This is a genomic window from Sphingomonas sediminicola (genome assembly GCF_014489515.1).
Taxonomy (GTDB): domain Bacteria; phylum Pseudomonadota; class Alphaproteobacteria; order Sphingomonadales; family Sphingomonadaceae; genus Sphingomicrobium; species Sphingomicrobium sediminicola.
In genome coordinates this window covers 1,007,901-1,022,775 of sequence record NZ_CP060782.1, presented here as the reverse complement: position 1 = coordinate 1,022,775, position 14,875 = coordinate 1,007,901, and the positions used below count along the sequence as shown (strand labels likewise).

The 14,875-nt window shown below is 62.6% G+C and carries 11 protein-coding genes and 3 pseudogenes; 7 read left to right on the top strand and 7 right to left on the bottom strand.

What is annotated here, in order from left to right; translation table 11 throughout:
• Positions 1-3 precede the first annotated feature (3 nt).
• Positions 4-207: a hypothetical protein gene (locus H9L14_RS05560; protein WP_187709544.1), complete on the bottom strand. Its 204-nt coding sequence runs from the start codon at positions 205-207 to the stop codon at positions 4-6.
• Between the two features lie 172 nt (positions 208-379).
• Between H9L14_RS05560 and H9L14_RS05555 the strand changes: the two genes are divergently transcribed.
• The 4 genes and pseudogenes from H9L14_RS05555 to rsmA all read left to right on the top strand — a co-directional run bounded on the left by H9L14_RS05555 (position 380) and on the right by rsmA (position 5,907).
• Complete coding sequence (locus H9L14_RS05555) at positions 380-2,623, top strand: LPS-assembly protein LptD (RefSeq protein ID WP_187709543.1); 2,244 nt, start codon at positions 380-382, stop codon at positions 2,621-2,623.
• Between the two features lie 69 nt (positions 2,624-2,692).
• Entirely contained in the window at positions 2,693-4,054 is a 1,362-nt protein-coding gene (locus tag H9L14_RS05550; protein ID WP_187709542.1) for a peptidylprolyl isomerase, read from the top strand.
• A gap of 25 nt (positions 4,055-4,079) precedes the next feature.
• Positions 4,080-5,083, top strand: a pseudogene (pdxA, locus tag H9L14_RS05545) (4-hydroxythreonine-4-phosphate dehydrogenase PdxA).
• Positions 5,080-5,907, top strand: a complete 828-nt coding sequence (gene rsmA / locus H9L14_RS05540) for a 16S rRNA (adenine(1518)-N(6)/adenine(1519)-N(6))-dimethyltransferase RsmA (protein ID WP_187709541.1) — start codon at positions 5,080-5,082, stop codon at positions 5,905-5,907. The pseudogene pdxA and the gene rsmA overlap by 4 nt, the downstream one beginning before the upstream one ends.
• A 3-nt stretch (positions 5,908-5,910) precedes the next feature.
• Here the strand turns inward: rsmA and H9L14_RS05535 are convergent, their stop codons facing one another.
• The 5 genes and pseudogenes from H9L14_RS05535 to H9L14_RS05515 form a co-directional block, all read right to left on the bottom strand.
• Entirely contained in the window at positions 5,911-6,405 is a 495-nt protein-coding gene (locus H9L14_RS05535; RefSeq protein ID WP_187709540.1) for a tetratricopeptide repeat protein, read from the bottom strand.
• Positions 6,406-6,430: 25 nt separating this feature from the next.
• Positions 6,431-7,602: pseudogene (locus tag H9L14_RS05530) on the bottom strand (RsmB/NOP family class I SAM-dependent RNA methyltransferase).
• Between the two features lie 3 nt (positions 7,603-7,605).
• Positions 7,606-9,081: pseudogene (gene guaB, locus H9L14_RS05525) on the bottom strand (IMP dehydrogenase).
• Positions 9,082-9,123: 42 nt separating this feature from the next.
• A complete protein-coding gene (locus H9L14_RS05520; RefSeq protein ID WP_187709539.1) occupies positions 9,124-9,582 on the bottom strand; it encodes an NUDIX domain-containing protein in 459 nt (152 codons plus the stop codon).
• A gap of 4 nt (positions 9,583-9,586) precedes the next feature.
• On the bottom strand, positions 9,587-10,372 hold the full coding sequence (locus H9L14_RS05515; protein WP_187709875.1) for an HpcH/HpaI aldolase/citrate lyase family protein: 786 nt from the start codon (positions 10,370-10,372) through the stop codon (positions 9,587-9,589).
• An 88-nt stretch (positions 10,373-10,460) separates the two neighbouring features.
• On the opposite strand from H9L14_RS05515, the gene H9L14_RS05510 reads away from it, so the two are divergent.
• The 3 genes from H9L14_RS05510 to H9L14_RS05500 are packed head-to-tail and all read left to right on the top strand — an operon-like array spanning position 10,461 to position 13,778.
• Entirely contained in the window at positions 10,461-11,468 is a 1,008-nt protein-coding gene (locus H9L14_RS05510; RefSeq protein ID WP_187709874.1) for an SPFH domain-containing protein, read from the top strand.
• Positions 11,468-11,932: an NfeD family protein gene (locus H9L14_RS05505; RefSeq protein ID WP_246444494.1), complete on the top strand. Its 465-nt coding sequence runs from the start codon at positions 11,468-11,470 to the stop codon at positions 11,930-11,932. Before H9L14_RS05510 ends, H9L14_RS05505 begins: the two co-directional genes overlap by 1 nt.
• Before the next feature lies 1 nt (position 11,933).
• Positions 11,934-13,778: a DUF885 domain-containing protein gene (locus H9L14_RS05500; protein WP_246444492.1), complete on the top strand. Its 1,845-nt coding sequence runs from the start codon at positions 11,934-11,936 to the stop codon at positions 13,776-13,778.
• Between the two features lie 67 nt (positions 13,779-13,845).
• On the opposite strand, the gene H9L14_RS05495 is transcribed toward H9L14_RS05500, so the two are convergent.
• The gene (locus H9L14_RS05495; RefSeq protein WP_187709537.1) at positions 13,846-14,844 is read right to left on the bottom strand and encodes a TerC family protein; all 999 of its coding nucleotides are present in this window, start codon (positions 14,842-14,844) and stop codon (positions 13,846-13,848) included.
• Positions 14,845-14,875: the final 31 nt, after the last annotated feature.

The window sequence follows — 14,875 nt, the reverse complement described above, 5'->3', positions numbered from 1 at the left end:
CGATCAGGCGCCGAACGCCACCGTCGGCGGGAATGAACAGCTCGGCCGCGCTTCCGGAATCCCCTCGAACCTTTGGCTCTTCAGCGCGGCGTCGACCGCAGACCTGTCAGCGCCCAGGCTGTCGAGCGCGATACGGTTCTTACCCGAGACTGGAAGCACGAGGGCGAAATCGCCTGAAGGCCGGCTGTCGGCAAAACGAATTTTCATCAAGGAAAGTCCTGCGAATGTCTTGATCTGACGGATATGCAGCGCCTCTTAAGACCCACCCGCCGCAATAGCAAAGGCCTCCCATGCAAGGCGGATTGTGGACTGCCTGCCAAGGTGCGATAGGCTGGCTGGGCTTGAAACCAGGGTTGAGCGGCGGGACCATCTTTTGCGTATGAGATTTGCCTGGTGGACGGCTCTCCCGCTCTCGCTTGCTCCCGCGATTGCCACCGCCCAAGAGACCGCACCGGCATCATTGCCGGCCGCCGAGGCTCCGCCGTCAGATGTCGCACCTCCGGAAACCGATGAGGTCGTCGAATTCAGCGCCGACCAGGTCACTTACGACAGCGAAGCCGATCTCGTCACAGCGATCGGCCAGGTAAGACTTTCCCGCGACGGCAATTACGTTGCCGCCGACCAGGTCGTCTGGGACCGCAAGTCGGGTCAGGTCCGCGCCCAGGGCAATGTCGTCGTGGTGAACCCTGAGGGCGACAAGTTCGTCGGCGACAATGTCGTCCTGACGGATACCTTGCGCGACGGGACCGTGGAGAACCTGCTGATCGTGCTGGAGAGCGGTGGCCGCATTGCTGCGACTAGGGGGCGCAAGACCGGCGAAATCACCGTGCTCGACAACGCGATCTACTCGCCTTGCCCGGTCACGACCGAAACGGGCTGCCCGCGTAACCCCAGCTGGGCGATCACCGCCGCCCGCGTCGCTTACGATCCCAAGGCCGATCGGGTCCGCTTCCAGGGTGGACGGATCCGGATTTTCGGCGTTACGCTCCCACTGCTCCCAATCTTCAGCCTGGCGACGGGCGGCGATGGCGGAGGGATTAGCGGTTTCCTCGTCCCGGACATCAGCATCTCGCATCGCCGGGGCCTCAAGCTCGCCTTCCCCTATTACAAGAGGTTCGGGCCGAACCGCGATCTCACCATTACTCCGCACCTCTATACCGGTCTGCTGCCTGCCATCGAGACGCGCTACCGGGAACTCAACCGCCTCGGCGCATTCCAGGTCGGCGGCTTCCTCACCTATGGCCGGATCGAGCGACTGACCGAGCTCGGCGAACCGGAGAAAACCGAGAACAGGGGTTTCCGCGGCTACTTCGAGGCGAACGGGAAAGCGCAGGTCGATCCGCTGTGGAGTGTGACGAGCTCGATCCGGATCGCGACCGACAAAACGGTGACTCGCCGCTACGACATTACCCAGGACGACCGCCTCCGCAGCTTCATCAACGCAGAGCGGATCAGCCCGAATAGCTACATCTCCATCGCCGGCTGGGCTTTCGAAGGTCTGCGCGTCGACGACGTCCAGAAGCGCATTCCGATTGCTTTGCCCGCTATCGATGCGCGGTTCCGGCTGGACCCGCCGATGCTCGGCGGAACGCTGGAACTACAAGCGAACAGCCTCGCGATCCTCCGCATCGAAGGCCAGGACACGCAGCGTGCCTTCGCAAGCGCGCGCTGGGACCTGCGACGCCTGACCAACTGGGGCCAGGAAGTGACCTTCACCGGCTATGCGCGCGGGGACATCTACCACACGAAGGACGCCGCGAGCACCGAAGTCCCACTTTATCGCGGCGAAGACGGATGGCACGCGCGGGGAATCGGGGCGCTTGCAGCGGACGTAAAATGGCCGTTCGTCGGTCCGCTCTTCGGTGGAACGCAGAAATTCTCTCCGCGCTTCCAGGTCGTCCTGACGCCGCCGACTCCGAATCTCGACATTCCGAATGAAGACGCCCGCGCGATCGAGTTGGAGGACAGCAATCTCTTCGCGCTCAGCCGCTTCCCCGGATACGACCGCTGGGAGGACAGCTCGCGGATCACCTATGGGCTCGACTGGTCCTACGACCGGCCCAAGCTGTCGATCATGACCACGATCGGTCAGAGCTATCGGATCAAGAAGAAGGGCGAGATCTTTCCTAGCGGAACGGGACTTGCTGATCGCGTCTCGGATATCGTCGGACGGACTCGGGTCCGCTACGGCCGGCTGATTGACATCACGCATCGCTTCCGGATCGACAAGGACAACATGGCTTTCCGCCGGAACGAGATCGACCTGACCGTCGGCGGCGAGGAGACCTATGCCCAGATCGGCTATCTCCGCCTCAACCGGGACATCGACGAATCAATCGAGGACCTTCGCGACAAGGAAGAGCTTCGCGCCGCGGCCCGGATCAAGTTCGCCAAGCATTGGTCGGTGTTCGGCGCGACCGTCCTCGACCTGACCGACGCAAGCGAGGATCCGCTATCCGTTTCCGACGGATTCGAGCCTGTCCGGCACCGCCTGAGCATCGATTACGAGGATGAGTGCATTGCGCTTGGCGTCTCGTGGCGGCGGGACTATGAGCGAATTGGCGGGTTCCGCGAAGGGAGCACCTTCTCGTTCCGGGTGTCGCTCAAGGGGCTCGGCCGCTAAGCCTGCGTTCAGCGGGGCTGAATAAACGCTAATCCGCTCATTCAATTGAACTACAAGGGATTTCCGCACTTGTTCGCAGCATCCGATTTTTTCCCGGCCCGCGCTCGTTATGCAGCAGCGGCGCTCGTACTGGCCGTAGCGACTGCAGCAGCGGCGCAGGATGCGGCAGACTCGCCTCCAGCCACAAGCAGCGCCAGCGCGTTGCGGCTGCCCGACAATCCCCAGATCTTCGGCCAGGCCATGCCGTCGGTCGTCAAGGCGACTGCGATCGTCAACGGCGAGGTCATCACACAGACCGACGTGGACCAGCGCCTCGCGCTCTTGGCAATTGCGAATGAAGGCAAGCTTCCCAGCGACCAGATCGACCAGCTTCGTCAGCAGGTTCTTCGTAACCTGATCGACGAGACCCTTCAGATCCAGGCCGCCAAGACCGCAGAGATCAAGGTCACGGACAAGGACATCGACCGCACATTCGGCCGCGTTGCCGAAGGCGTGAAGATGAATTCCGATCAACTCAGCGCCTACCTCAAGACGCACGGTTCATCGGTGCGTTCGCTCCGTCGCCAAATTGAGGGCGAAACCGCCTGGCGGCGCCTTCAGCAGGCGAAGATCGAGAATACGATCAGCGTCGGCGACGAAGAAGTGAAAGCCGTCCTCGAGAGACTGAACGCCTCGAAGGGAACCGAGGAATATCGCGTCAGCGAGATCTTCCTGTCGTCGACCAGCGACAAGATGCAGCAGACGATGGCCAACGCCAACCAGATCATCGGCCAGCTACGTCAGGGTGCATCCTTCGCCGGCTATGCCCGGCAATATTCGGAAGCTTCGACGGCGGCGGTGGGTGGCGACCTCGGCTGGGTCCGCCCGGAACAACTTCCCGAGCAGTTGGGGAACGTGCTCCGGAGCATGGGCGCCGGCCAGGTCAGCGCGCCGATCCCCGTCCCGGGCGGCGTCTCGATCATCGCGATCCAGGATGCGCGCAAAATTCTTTCTGCCGATCCCAGGAATGCAGTCCTGAGCCTCAAGCAGGTCTCGATCACTTTCCCGGCCGGCACAACGCGTGCCCAGGCCGAAGCTCGCGTGGCGAAGTTCGCGGAAGCGGCTCGGAATGTCGGCGGCTGTGGCGGAGCAGATCGCATCGCCGGCGAATTCAATGGCGAAGTCGTCCAGAGCGACCAGATCCGGCTTCGCGAGCTCCCGCCCGCGCTCCAGGAGATCATGCTTCCGTTGCAGGTCGGCCAGGCCACGCGTCCGTTTGGATCGATCGAAGAAGGCGTCCGCACTCTAGTGATCTGCGGCCGCGACGAAGCCGATCCGACCGCACCGACCTTCGACCAGGTCTTCAACCAGCTCAGCGAAGAGCGCGTGAATCTTCGTGCCCGCCGCTACCTCCGCGACCTGCGCCGCGATGCGGTGATCGAATTCCGTTAGGTTTGAGGATCCACGAGCGGGGCTGATGGTGCAAACTCCGTCCCGGCCACTTGCAGTTTCCTTGGGCGATCCCGCCGGGATCGGACCGGAGGTCGTAGCGAAGTGCTGGGACGGCCGCGCCACTTTCGATCTTCCGCCGTTCGTGGCGATTGGCGATCCACGGTCGATCGCGCACGTCTGGGACGGCCCGCTCGAGCTCATCGACGATCCACGGCAAGCGGACTCGGTCTTCGATTATGCACTGCCGCTGATCCAGATCTCATCGGCTGACGGGGATTTGCCTGGACGTCCGAGCATGTCGGGCGCCCATTGCTCGCTCGATTCTCTCGAAATCGCTGTAGGGCTTGCCCGTTCCGGCTCCGCGGGAGCGGTAGTCACTGGTCCGGTTTCCAAAGAGCAGCTTTACGGCATCGGCTTTTCCCACCCTGGGCAAACCGAATTCGTCGCCGAGCGCTGCGGCGTGTCTCACGGCAATGTCGCCATGATGCTTGCTGGGCCTACCCTTCGGACAGTTCCTGTGACCACGCACGTCCCGCTAGCCGAAGTTCCGCACGAGCTATCGGCCGCTCTAGTCGAGGCACGGGGGCGTACGACGCTTCGCGGCCTCCAGCGAAACTTCGGGATTGCCGAACCCACGCTCGCCGTTTCCGGATTAAACCCCCATGCCGGCGAAGGTGGCATGCTCGGCCGCGAGGAGGTCGAACTGATCGAGCCTGCGATTGCGGCGCTTCGGGCGGAGGGATGGCGAGTCACCGGCCCCATCCTGCCGACACGATGTTCCACGCTGCCGCTCGTGCCCGCTACGACGCGGCGCTCTGCATGTATCACGACCAGGCGCTTATCCCTCTGAAAGCCCTGCATTTCGAAGACGGCGTCAACGTCACGCTGGGGCTGCCGATCATCCGGACTGCACCGGACCACGGCACAGCATTCGACATTGCGGGTCAGGATCGGGCCGACCCGAGGCCGATGGCGTCGGCAATCCGGATGGCCGCGTACTGCTCGGCGAACCGGGAACTCGTCGAGTGATTGAAGCAACGGAGCCGCTGCGCGATGTGATCGCGCGGCATGGGCTCCAGGCAAGCAAGTCGCTGGGCCAGAACTTCATCCTCGACCGCCAGTTGCTGGCCCGCATCGCCGCGGTTCCAGGTCCCCTGGAAGGCCTAACCGCCTATGAAGTGGGTCCGGGTCCCGGCGGCCTTACCAATGCTCTTCTTGAAGCCGGTGCCTCGGTCGTCGCGGTTGAGCGCGACCGCCGCTGCATCCCGGCCCTCGCCGAGCTGGAAGCGCGGCACAAGGGCAAGCTCCGGATTATCGATGCCGACGCGTTGACCATCGACGAGCCCACCGAGGCGGGCGAAGGCGCGCACGTCGTCGCGAACCTTCCCTACAATGTCGGAACAGCCTTGCTCCTGCGTTGGTTAAGCGGGCCGTGGCCGCCGTGGTGGCGCTCGCTGACGCTCATGTTCCAGAAAGAGGTGGCGGAGCGAATCGTCGCGGCTCCCGGCAGCAAGGACTTCGGACGTCTGTCCGTTCTGTCCCAGTGGAGATCGGACGCCCGGATCGTCATGAATTTGCACCGCTCGGCCTTCGTCCCGCCGCCCAAGGTCATGTCTGCGGTCGTCCACATTGTGCCGAAGAACATGCCCGGGGGCGTGAAGGCTGCCGTGCTCGAACGACTGACGGAGGCTGCATTTGGCCAGCGGCGAAAGATGCTGAGGTCGAGCCTGAAGAATCTGCCCGGCGCGCTAGAAGCGCTGCAGCGTCTCGGCATCGACAGCTCTCGGCGCGCTGAAACGGTCAGCGTCGCGGAATTCGTTGAAGTCGCGCGCGAGCTTTCGGCCCGCGCCTAACGTCTAGTTGCTCTTCGGAACTTCCGGCGGCTTGGCCGAAGCGACCGTCGGACCGCGATTGATCGTCGCGGAGAGCTCTGCGAGCTGAGTGCAGCCCGTCGGGCAAAGCTTCTGAAGCTTTACGAGGTTTTCCTTCGCGCGGGCCACGGCGCCCAGCTCGACCATTGCCTCGCCCTGGATGGCGATTGCGTCGCGATCGTTCGGCTCAAGGAGAAGCGCTTTCTTGGTGAAGCGGATCGACTGGCCGAACAGCTTCTGACGCTGCGCGACGCGAGCGAGCGCATTGTAAGCGGCGCGGTTGCGCGGATCGACTGCGAGCGAGGTTTCGAACGCCTCGTCTGCCTCGACAAAGCGACCCGCCGCCAGGTGCGTCTGACCCTGGCGGAACAACTCAACCGAACGCGGAGAAAGCTGATCGTCAGGCCGCTGGCCGACCGCTGCGGTCGCGACCAGCGCTGCTGCGATACCGGCAATCAAAACTGGGGGCAAAAGGCGCATCCTCATCTCCTCGGGCCCGGCGGTTCTAACATGGGCTAACCAGCCGCGCGACGAAAAAGCCATCGGTGCCGTCGTGACCCGGAGTCAAAAGCTTTCCGACATCATCCCAACGCCCGGCAGCGATTGGCGTTTCCTCGACGATCCACGATGAACGGCGGCTGAGGAAGTCCTGAATTTGGCCTGCCCCTCGCGGGACAGCAGAGAACAAACCGCATAGACGATCCGCCCCCCGGCTTGACAAGCTCGGCCGCGATATCGAGCAAGCGCGATTGAAGCGCCACGACCCGGTCGAACCTTGCCGGCGTCAGGCGCCAGCGGCCTTCCGGATTGCGCCGCCAGGTGCCGCTGCCTGAGCAAGGAGCGTCGACGAGGACGACATCCCCTGCCCCACCCAATCGGGAAGCTGCGACAGCTCTTCATTGGGATTTAGCAGACGGGCCTCAATCCTCGCCTTTGCTCGATCTGCGCGTCGCACGAGATTGGAAAGCCTGGCGCGGTTTGTATCTGTCGCAACGATGACAGCCGAAGGTTCGGCGGCTGCGAGCGCCAGCGCCTTTCCGCCGGCCCCTGCACAAAGGTCGAGAATACGTTCACCCGGCTTTGGCCCACAGGCGAGCGCGATGAGCTGGCTGCCTTCGTCCTGAACTTCGATCAGACCATCAGCAAATGCCGGATTATCGTCCAGACGCGTTTCTGTGATCAGGCGGACGCCCACGGGCTCAGCGGAGTCGGCTCCGCATCCTCGAATTGGGCAATCAGATCTTCGCGAGCAGCTCGGGCGATGTTCACCCGAATATCGAGCGGCGCGCGATCCAAAAGCGCGGGCCATTCCTCCGGTGCGACGAGCGGTGACAGTTCGTCCTGCAACCAACCGGGAACATATCCAGTCTCGGCACTTGCCTCGCCGTTAACAAGTGGCTCCGGTCCGCGAGGCTCGCCGAACAAATCGAGCAGCTCTGGATCCTGCTGTGTGAGCGCCAGGACGACCGCGCGTCCGCTCTCCGGACGATCCGCAACTACGCGGATCGCGCGGAAAACCAGTTCCCGAACAGCACGGCGATCCTTTGACCCCGCGTAACGGCGTGTCTTGAAATAGCGCGTGACGATCGTGTCCGCGGGCGGCCCATCGTCGCGCGCGGAGACGATTACCTCATCCAGAACTTCGATCGCCGCCTGAAGTCTCGCGGCCGGTGTCATAGCTTAGCGTGTCGGATAATTGGGCGCCTCGCGAGTGATCGCGACGTCGTGGACGTGACTCTCCGACAACCCGGCATTTGTGATTCGAACGAACTTCGCACGCTGCTGCAGGTCCCGAATGGTCTCAGACCCCGTGTATCCCATCGCCGCCTTCACGCCTCCGACAAGCTGGTGAACGATATCGCGAACTGGGCCTTTGTACGGGACCTGCCCTCGATCCCCTCCGGCACCAGCTTCAGCTGGTCCTTGATATCCTGCTGGAAATAACGGTCGGCCGAACCGCGGGCCATCGCCCGACCGAGCCCATGCCGCGGTAGCTCTTGTAGGCTCGGCCCTGGTACAGGAACGTCTCACCGGGCGCCTCTTCAGTGCCTGCCAGAAGAGATCCGACCATCACGGTCGAAGCGCCAGCGGCCAGAGCCTTGGCAATGTCTCCGCTGGTGCGAATGCCGCCGTCAGCGATCACCGGCACACCCGCTTGCGAGGCTGCACGCGCGCTTTCCATGATCGCTGTCAGTTGCGGGACGCCGACACCCGCGATGACACGCGTCGTGCAGATTGATCCCGGTCCAATGCCGACCTTCACTGCGTCAGCGCCGGCGTCGACGAGCGCCTTGGCGGCATCTCCAGTAGCGACGTTGCCGGCGACAACTTGCACCGAATTCGACATGGTCTTCACTCGCTCGACGGCGCGAGCGACTTCCGTGTTGTGGCCATGGGCCGTGTCAATGACGATACAGTCGCAGCCCGCATCGATCAGGGCCTGCGACCGTTCAAAGCCCGCATCCCTACGGTGGTCGCGGCGGCTACTCGAAGCCGACCTTCCGCATCCTTGGTTGCGTGGGGAGCCGCCACCGCTTTCTCGATGTCCTTGACGGTAATAAGCCCAACCAGGTGGTTACGGTCGTCGACGACCAGTAGCTTCTCGATTCTTCGTTGGTGAAGGATCCGGCGGGCGACCTCGCCGCTTGTGCCGAGCCCAACGACAGCGAGATTTTCCTTGGTCATAAGCTCCGAAACCGCCTGGTCAGGGTGCTCAGCGAAGCGAACGTCGCGGTTGGTGAGAATGCCGCAGAGCCTTCCGGACTTCTCGACGATTGGAATGCCGCTGATCCGGTTCGCCTTCATCAGCTCCAGCGCCTCGGCTAGCTTCTGATCCGGCGTCATCGTGATCGGATTAACGACCATGCCGCTCTCGAACCGCTTCACGGCGCGGACGGCGGCAGCCTGTTCTTCAGCGCTAAGATTGCGGTGGAGCACGCCGATGCCGCCGAGTTGCGCCAAGGCGATCGCCATGTCGGCTTCGGTGACCGTGTCCATCGCCGACGAAAGCAACGGAATGTTGAGCGGGATTTCGCGGGTGAGCTGGGTGCTAGTGTCAGCCTGGCTCGGCAGGACCGAGGATTCAAGCGGCTGCAAGAGGACGTCGTCGAACGTCAGTCCGAGCGGGATTTCGGGGGAATCGTTGTGTGGGGCCATATCGGCCCATGCCAAGGTTCCGTCGATTCGCCAAGGGGCGGGCTAGACGAGCGGCCCGACGGAATTCAGCCAGCGGCGGGTTTGAGGCGATAGATTGACAGGCAGGTCGTTGAGCGGCGCGTCACAGACCTTCTCAACTTCCCAGCTCCAGCGCCTGGGTCGGTATTCCACGTCACGGACGACCACGAGCGAGCAGTTATCGCGCTTGAAGTCGACCGATTCCTCTAGCTCGCACGATAGTTTGACCTCGCCATGCGAGGTCATCCCAATCTCTTCGCGAAGTTCGCGAAGGGCGGCGTCTGCCGCCGGCTCGGCCGCATCTCGTCCTCCGCCCGGCAGCCGCCACCCTGGCGCATACCAAAGCTTCACCAAGATCAGGCGACCATTGGGCGTAAGTGCGATCGCGTGAGCGCCAAACGTTCTTGGTCGGCGGAAGAACCATCCAACCGTGAGCATCTTGTGAAAGGCCCTCGCTCCGGCCCGCAAGAGGCGGTTCAGCATTCGGTTAGGGCTGTCCTGCGCGTTCGAGAACGCGCCGCGCGGCCTCGACGTGCATGCGTTCGATCATCCGATCCTCGAACCGCTCGGCGCCGCCGCTGAAAGCTTCCACCAGCCGGCGCGCGCTTTCCACTTCGTCCTCGCTGGGGCCAAAGGCCTCGTTGCACGGTCCGATCTGGTCGGGATGAATCAACGACTTCCCGTCGAAGCCGAATGTACGTCCATGGATGCACTCAGCGATGAACCCGTCGATATCGCTAAGGCGATTGTACACCCCGTCGAACGCCGGGATGCCGTGCGCTCGTGCTGCTAGGACGATTAGCTGGAGTGCCGTCGAAATCGGCTCCCGCGTCGCATCGAGAGGCAGGCGAAGGTCGGTTCGGAGATCGTTCGTTCCGGCGATCAGCGCCCCAACTTCGCGCGCGATCTCGGACGCCGCCAGCACTCCCGCGGCCGTCTCGATCATCGCCAACAGGGGCTTGCCAATGGCCTCCCTGACATCGCGGACAAGATGACCAGACGAGGCACGCGGGAGAACTGCAACGTCGCATTTCGATCGGGCGACCGCGTCGATATCGAGCGAATGCCATTCGGTCCCTACTCCGTTGACGCGAATGGCGACCGGCATCGGCCAGTCTGACGTCACGGCGTCGACCGCCGCAGCCCGCGCCTCCCTCTTGTCAGCCGGTTTGACCGCATCTTCGAGGTCCAGGACGATCAGGTCCGCCGCACTCTCTCGCGCCTTCGCAATAGCCCGAGGGTTCGAGGCAGGCAGAAACAGGATCGAGCGCATCGCGAACAAGTCCGAAGTCACCTCGATTTTCCTTTCGTTCCGCTTCCAGCCACATCAATATGCCGAGAATGATGTTTTGGGGGATATGATGCTGACTACGTTCATGACCGCAGTTGCAGTTCTAGCGCTTCTTTACGTCATGATCGGCGTCAAGATCGTCCACCAGGGTTATCGCTACACGATCGAGCATTTCGGGCGTTTCGTTCGCGTCGGGCAACCCGGTTTCAATTTCGTCCCTCCTTTCTTTTACCGCGTTGGCCACAAGATCAACGTCATGGAGCAGGTGGTCGATATCCCCGGGCAGGAAATCATCACCAAGGACAATGCGATGGTCGCCGTTGACGGCGTCGTATTCTTCCAGGTTCTGGATGCCGCAAAGGCCGCCTACGAGGTGAGCGATCTTTACACGGCGATCATGGCGCTCTCGACGACCAATCTTCGTACGGTGATGGGTTCGATGGATCTCGACGAGACTTTGTCGAAGCGCGACGAGATCAACGCGCGCCTGCTTGCGGTCGTCGACCATGCGACCGAGGCGTGGGGTGTGAAGATCACGCGGGTCGAATTGAAGGACATCCGTCCTCCGCGCGACATCGTCGATGCCATGACCCGCCAGATGAAGGCTGAGCGCGAGAAGCGCGCTTCCATCCTCGAATCGGAAGGTATGCGCCAGTCGGAGATCCTGCGCGCCGAGGGCGAGAAGCAGGCCAAGATATTACAGGCGGAAGGCCTGAAGGAAGCTGCCTTCCGGGAAGCCGAGGCGCGCGAGCGTGCGGCAGCTGCCGAAGCCAATGCAACCAAATCGGTAAGCGACGCGATCGAAGGCGGATCGAGCCAGGCGATCAACTATTTCATCGCTCAGAAATATGTCGAGGCGCTGGGGAAGTTCGCAACCTCGCCTAATGCGAAGACCATCTTATTCCCGGTCGAAGCGACCCAGCTGATGGGGACGCTGGGCGGGATCGGCGAATTGGCGCGCGAAGCCTTTGGCGCAGGCGGCGAAAAGGTGAGTGCTGCACCGCGGGTCAAATCGGAGATCAAAGCAAGTCGCGGCGCGCCGCCTTCCGTCCCCGGCGCTCCGAGGATTGAAGGCTAATGATCGACAATCTGGAGCCCGGCTGGCTGTGGATGATCGGGGGTATCCTGCTGCTGATCGCCGAGATCATCGCGCCGGGATTCTTTCTCGTCTTCATCGGAGTGGCGGCGCTCGCCACCGGAGCATTCACTTTGCTGTTCGGGATGCCGCTGGCGTTCCAGCTGATCCTGTTCACGATCTATGCGCTTGTTGCGGTGATGATCGGCAGGAAAGTCTACGCCAACCAGGCCGCGGATAGCAGCGACCCGCTGCTCAATGATCGGGTCGCGCGCATGGTCGGTAAGAGCGTCACGGTCATCGAGACGGTCGACGAGCATTCGGGACGCGTCCGCGTCGGCGATAGCGAATGGTCGGCGCGTGGTGGCCCCGGTCGTCCTGGCGAGCGCGTTCGCATAACGGGGGTTGATGGAAACTGCCTCCTCGTCGAGCCTGAGCGTCAACTTCCCCCAGCTGACGGAGTTTAATTTGTCAGAATTGTTCCTGAGCCGCCGCGAGGCGGTTGCAGCCCTTTCGGCCAGCGCCGCCCTTCCGTTCTTGAGCGGCGGTCTCTCGCCGGCCTTTGCACAGACAACATCCGCCGACGCCCAGGCCTCGGCGCTTCTCGATTCAATTGCCGAGAACCTGCTTCGCCAGTCGCCAGAATCCGCCACGTCACTGGGAATCGACAAGGGCGAGCATATCGCCCTTCGTTCGCAGCTCGGCGACCGTTCGGGCATCGGGCAGCAGAGGCTTGCACAGACGCTCCGCGGCGACCTCGCACGGGCCAATGCAATCGACGTTTCCGCGCTTTCGCACTCGGTTCGCACCAGCGTCGAAGTCGTCCGGAGTGCCTACGCGAATGCACTTGAAGGCTTCATGCAGCCTTATGGCGACGTTGCCGTCGGCAGCTGGCGGAACACGCCCTACGTGGTCATCCAGAATGTGGGCGCCTACCTCGACACTCCGCGCTTCCTCGATTCCGAGCATCAGATTGCGACACGCGACGACGCAGATGCCTACATCGCGAGGCTCAAGTCCTACCCCGAGCAGCTCGACAATGAACTCGGGCGAGTGATCATGGCCCGCTACAAGGGCCTGATCCCACCCGACTTCCTGCTCGACAAGGCGCTGAAGCAGCTTGGCCAATCGCTGGACGGTGCCCGCAGGGGCGGTGGGCTGGTCGAATCCATCGAACGCCGCACCCGCGAGAAGAACATTTCGGGCAATTGGGCCGAGCAGGCCCGCGCCATCGTCCAGCAGCAGGTTGCGCCCGCGCTAGAGCGCCAGATCGCCGAACTCACGCTCCAGCGCGGATTGGCCAAGAGCGATCCCGGAATGTGGGCACGCAAGGACGGCGATGGGTACTACGCCTGGGCTCTGAAGGCTTCGACGACCACGACAATGACGCCCGATGAGGTCCACCAGATGGGCCTGGAGGAGCTTCGCGCCCTGCAGGCCCGGATGGACCCGATCCTGAAAAGCCTTGGCTACACCAAAGGTTCGGTCGGCGAGCGGATGCAGGCGCTTGGCAAGGATCCGCGCTACAAGTTCTCGCCCGGCGACAAGGGCCGCGCTGAGATCCTCGCCTTTATCAACGAGCGGCTGCGGATCATCCGCTCGAAGCTCCCACAGATGTTCAACACGATGGTGAAGGGCAATCTGGAAGTTCGCCGTCTTCCACCCGAAGAAGAGCCCGGCGCACCTGGCGCCTATGGTGGAGCAGGGTCGATCGACGGGTCTATCCCCGGCAAGTTCTGGATCAATCTGCGGACGACCGAGCTTCACACCAAATTCGACCTCCCCGACCTCACCCATCATGAGGCGATACCGGGCCATGTCTGGCAGGGCGAATATGCGAACAAGCTGCCGCTCATCAGAACGTTGCTGTCGTTCAACGCCTATTCCGAAGGCTGGGCGCTCTACGCGCAGCAGCTCGCCGATGAGTTCGGAGTCTATGACGACTTCCCGGCCGGCCGCCTGGGTTACCTACAGGGCATCGCCTTCCGAGCCTGCCGCCTGGTCGTCGATACGGGCCTCCACGCCAAGCGCTGGTCGCGCCAGCAGGCGGTGGACTTCTTCGTCAACGAGAACGGCTCGAAGGCCGAGGAAGTGGCAAGCGAAGTCGACCGATACTGCAGTTGGCCCGGCCAGGCATGCGGCTACAAGGTCGGTCACACGACCATCAACCGCCAGCGCGACAAGGCGAAGGCGGCACTTGGCTCGCGGTTCGACATCAAGGCCTTCGACGATGCCGTCGTCCTTGGCGGCAACGTCCCGATGGACGTGCTCGCCAAGAACGTCGACGAATACATAGCCAAGGCGCGCGGCTAAGGAGCGACCAGCTGGCTGCTGCCGTCTGAGCGGGAGTTGCGATCTCCCGCCCATGGCTGGTTCGATCTTAGCTCTTTGCTGGAGCGGGCGGTCCCTGCTCGGACCTCCCGCCCGTCTTCCATAGCGAATAGCCGACGCCGGCCGCGAGGATTGCAAAGGTCACCGACAACGACAAGAGTGGGGGAACCTTTGCGATGCCGAGAGCGTCGGCAACGAAGATCTTGGAGCCGATAAATACCAGCAACACGCTAAGGGCGTACTTGAGGTAGTGGAATCGGTGCACCATCGCTGCCAGCGCGAAATAGAGGGCGCGCAGGCCGAGCACGGCGAAGATGTTCGAGGTGTAGACGATGAAGGGGTCTGTCGTGATCGCGAAGATGGCGGGTACCGAGTCGACCGCGAAGACGACGTCGACGACTTCCACCATCGCCAATGACAGGAACAAGGGCGTCATGAACAAGCCTGCGTTTCTGCCCTTTCCAGAAGGCAGACGAACCCAGAAACGGTTGCCATGAAAGGCATCCGTGACGTTGAACCGCTTCCGGACCCAGCGGAGCACCGGCGAGGAACCGACGTCATATTCCTTGTCGGCGAACACCCACATCTTGATGCCTGTGACGATCAGAAACGCCGCGAAGATGTAGAGCACCCAGCCGAACTGACTGACGATCGTTGCGCCGAGCCCGATCATGATCGCGCGAAGGACGATTACGCCGATTATGCCCCAAAAGAGCACCCGGTGCTGATATTCGCGGGGAACAGCAAAGTAGGTGAAGATCATTGCGATGACGAACACATTGTCCATCGCAAGGCTCTTCTCGATGACGAAGCCGGTAACGTAATTCATGCCGGCGGTCGGCCCCATGTACCACCACACCCAGCCGCCGAAACCGAGGCCGAGCAGGATGTAGAACGCGGACATAAGAATGCTTTCGCGCGCGCCGATCTCGCGTTGCTTGCGGTGTAGCACGCCAAGGTCGAGCACGAGCAAAGCGACGACCACGCCGATGAAACCGAGCCACATCCAAAGCGGCTTACCGAGCCAGTCGAAGAACAGAATTTCCATTTTCAGGTCCCTTTGTCAGCGCTCCGCCATG

Excerpts from the sequence above, each read along its gene's own strand:
- H9L14_RS05510 (WP_187709874.1), top strand. The coding sequence starts at position 10,461 with ATGCTGACTACGTTCATGACCGCAGTTGCAGTTCTAGCGCTTCTTTAC.
- H9L14_RS05520 (WP_187709539.1), bottom strand. The coding sequence starts at position 9,582 with ATGCTGAACCGCCTCTTGCGGGCCGGAGCGAGGGCCTTTCACAAGATG.
- H9L14_RS05515 (WP_187709875.1), bottom strand. The coding sequence starts at position 10,372 with ATGCGCTCGATCCTGTTTCTGCCTGCCTCGAACCCTCGGGCTATTGCG.
- H9L14_RS05560 (WP_187709544.1), bottom strand. The coding sequence starts at position 207 with ATGAAAATTCGTTTTGCCGACAGCCGGCCTTCAGGCGATTTCGCCCTC.
- H9L14_RS05495 (WP_187709537.1), bottom strand. The coding sequence starts at position 14,844 with ATGGAAATTCTGTTCTTCGACTGGCTCGGTAAGCCGCTTTGGATGTGG.
- H9L14_RS05555 (WP_187709543.1), top strand. The coding sequence starts at position 380 with ATGAGATTTGCCTGGTGGACGGCTCTCCCGCTCTCGCTTGCTCCCGCG.
- H9L14_RS05505 (WP_246444494.1), top strand. The coding sequence starts at position 11,468 with ATGATCGACAATCTGGAGCCCGGCTGGCTGTGGATGATCGGGGGTATC.
- H9L14_RS05535 (WP_187709540.1), bottom strand. The coding sequence starts at position 6,405 with ATGCGCCTTTTGCCCCCAGTTTTGATTGCCGGTATCGCAGCAGCGCTG.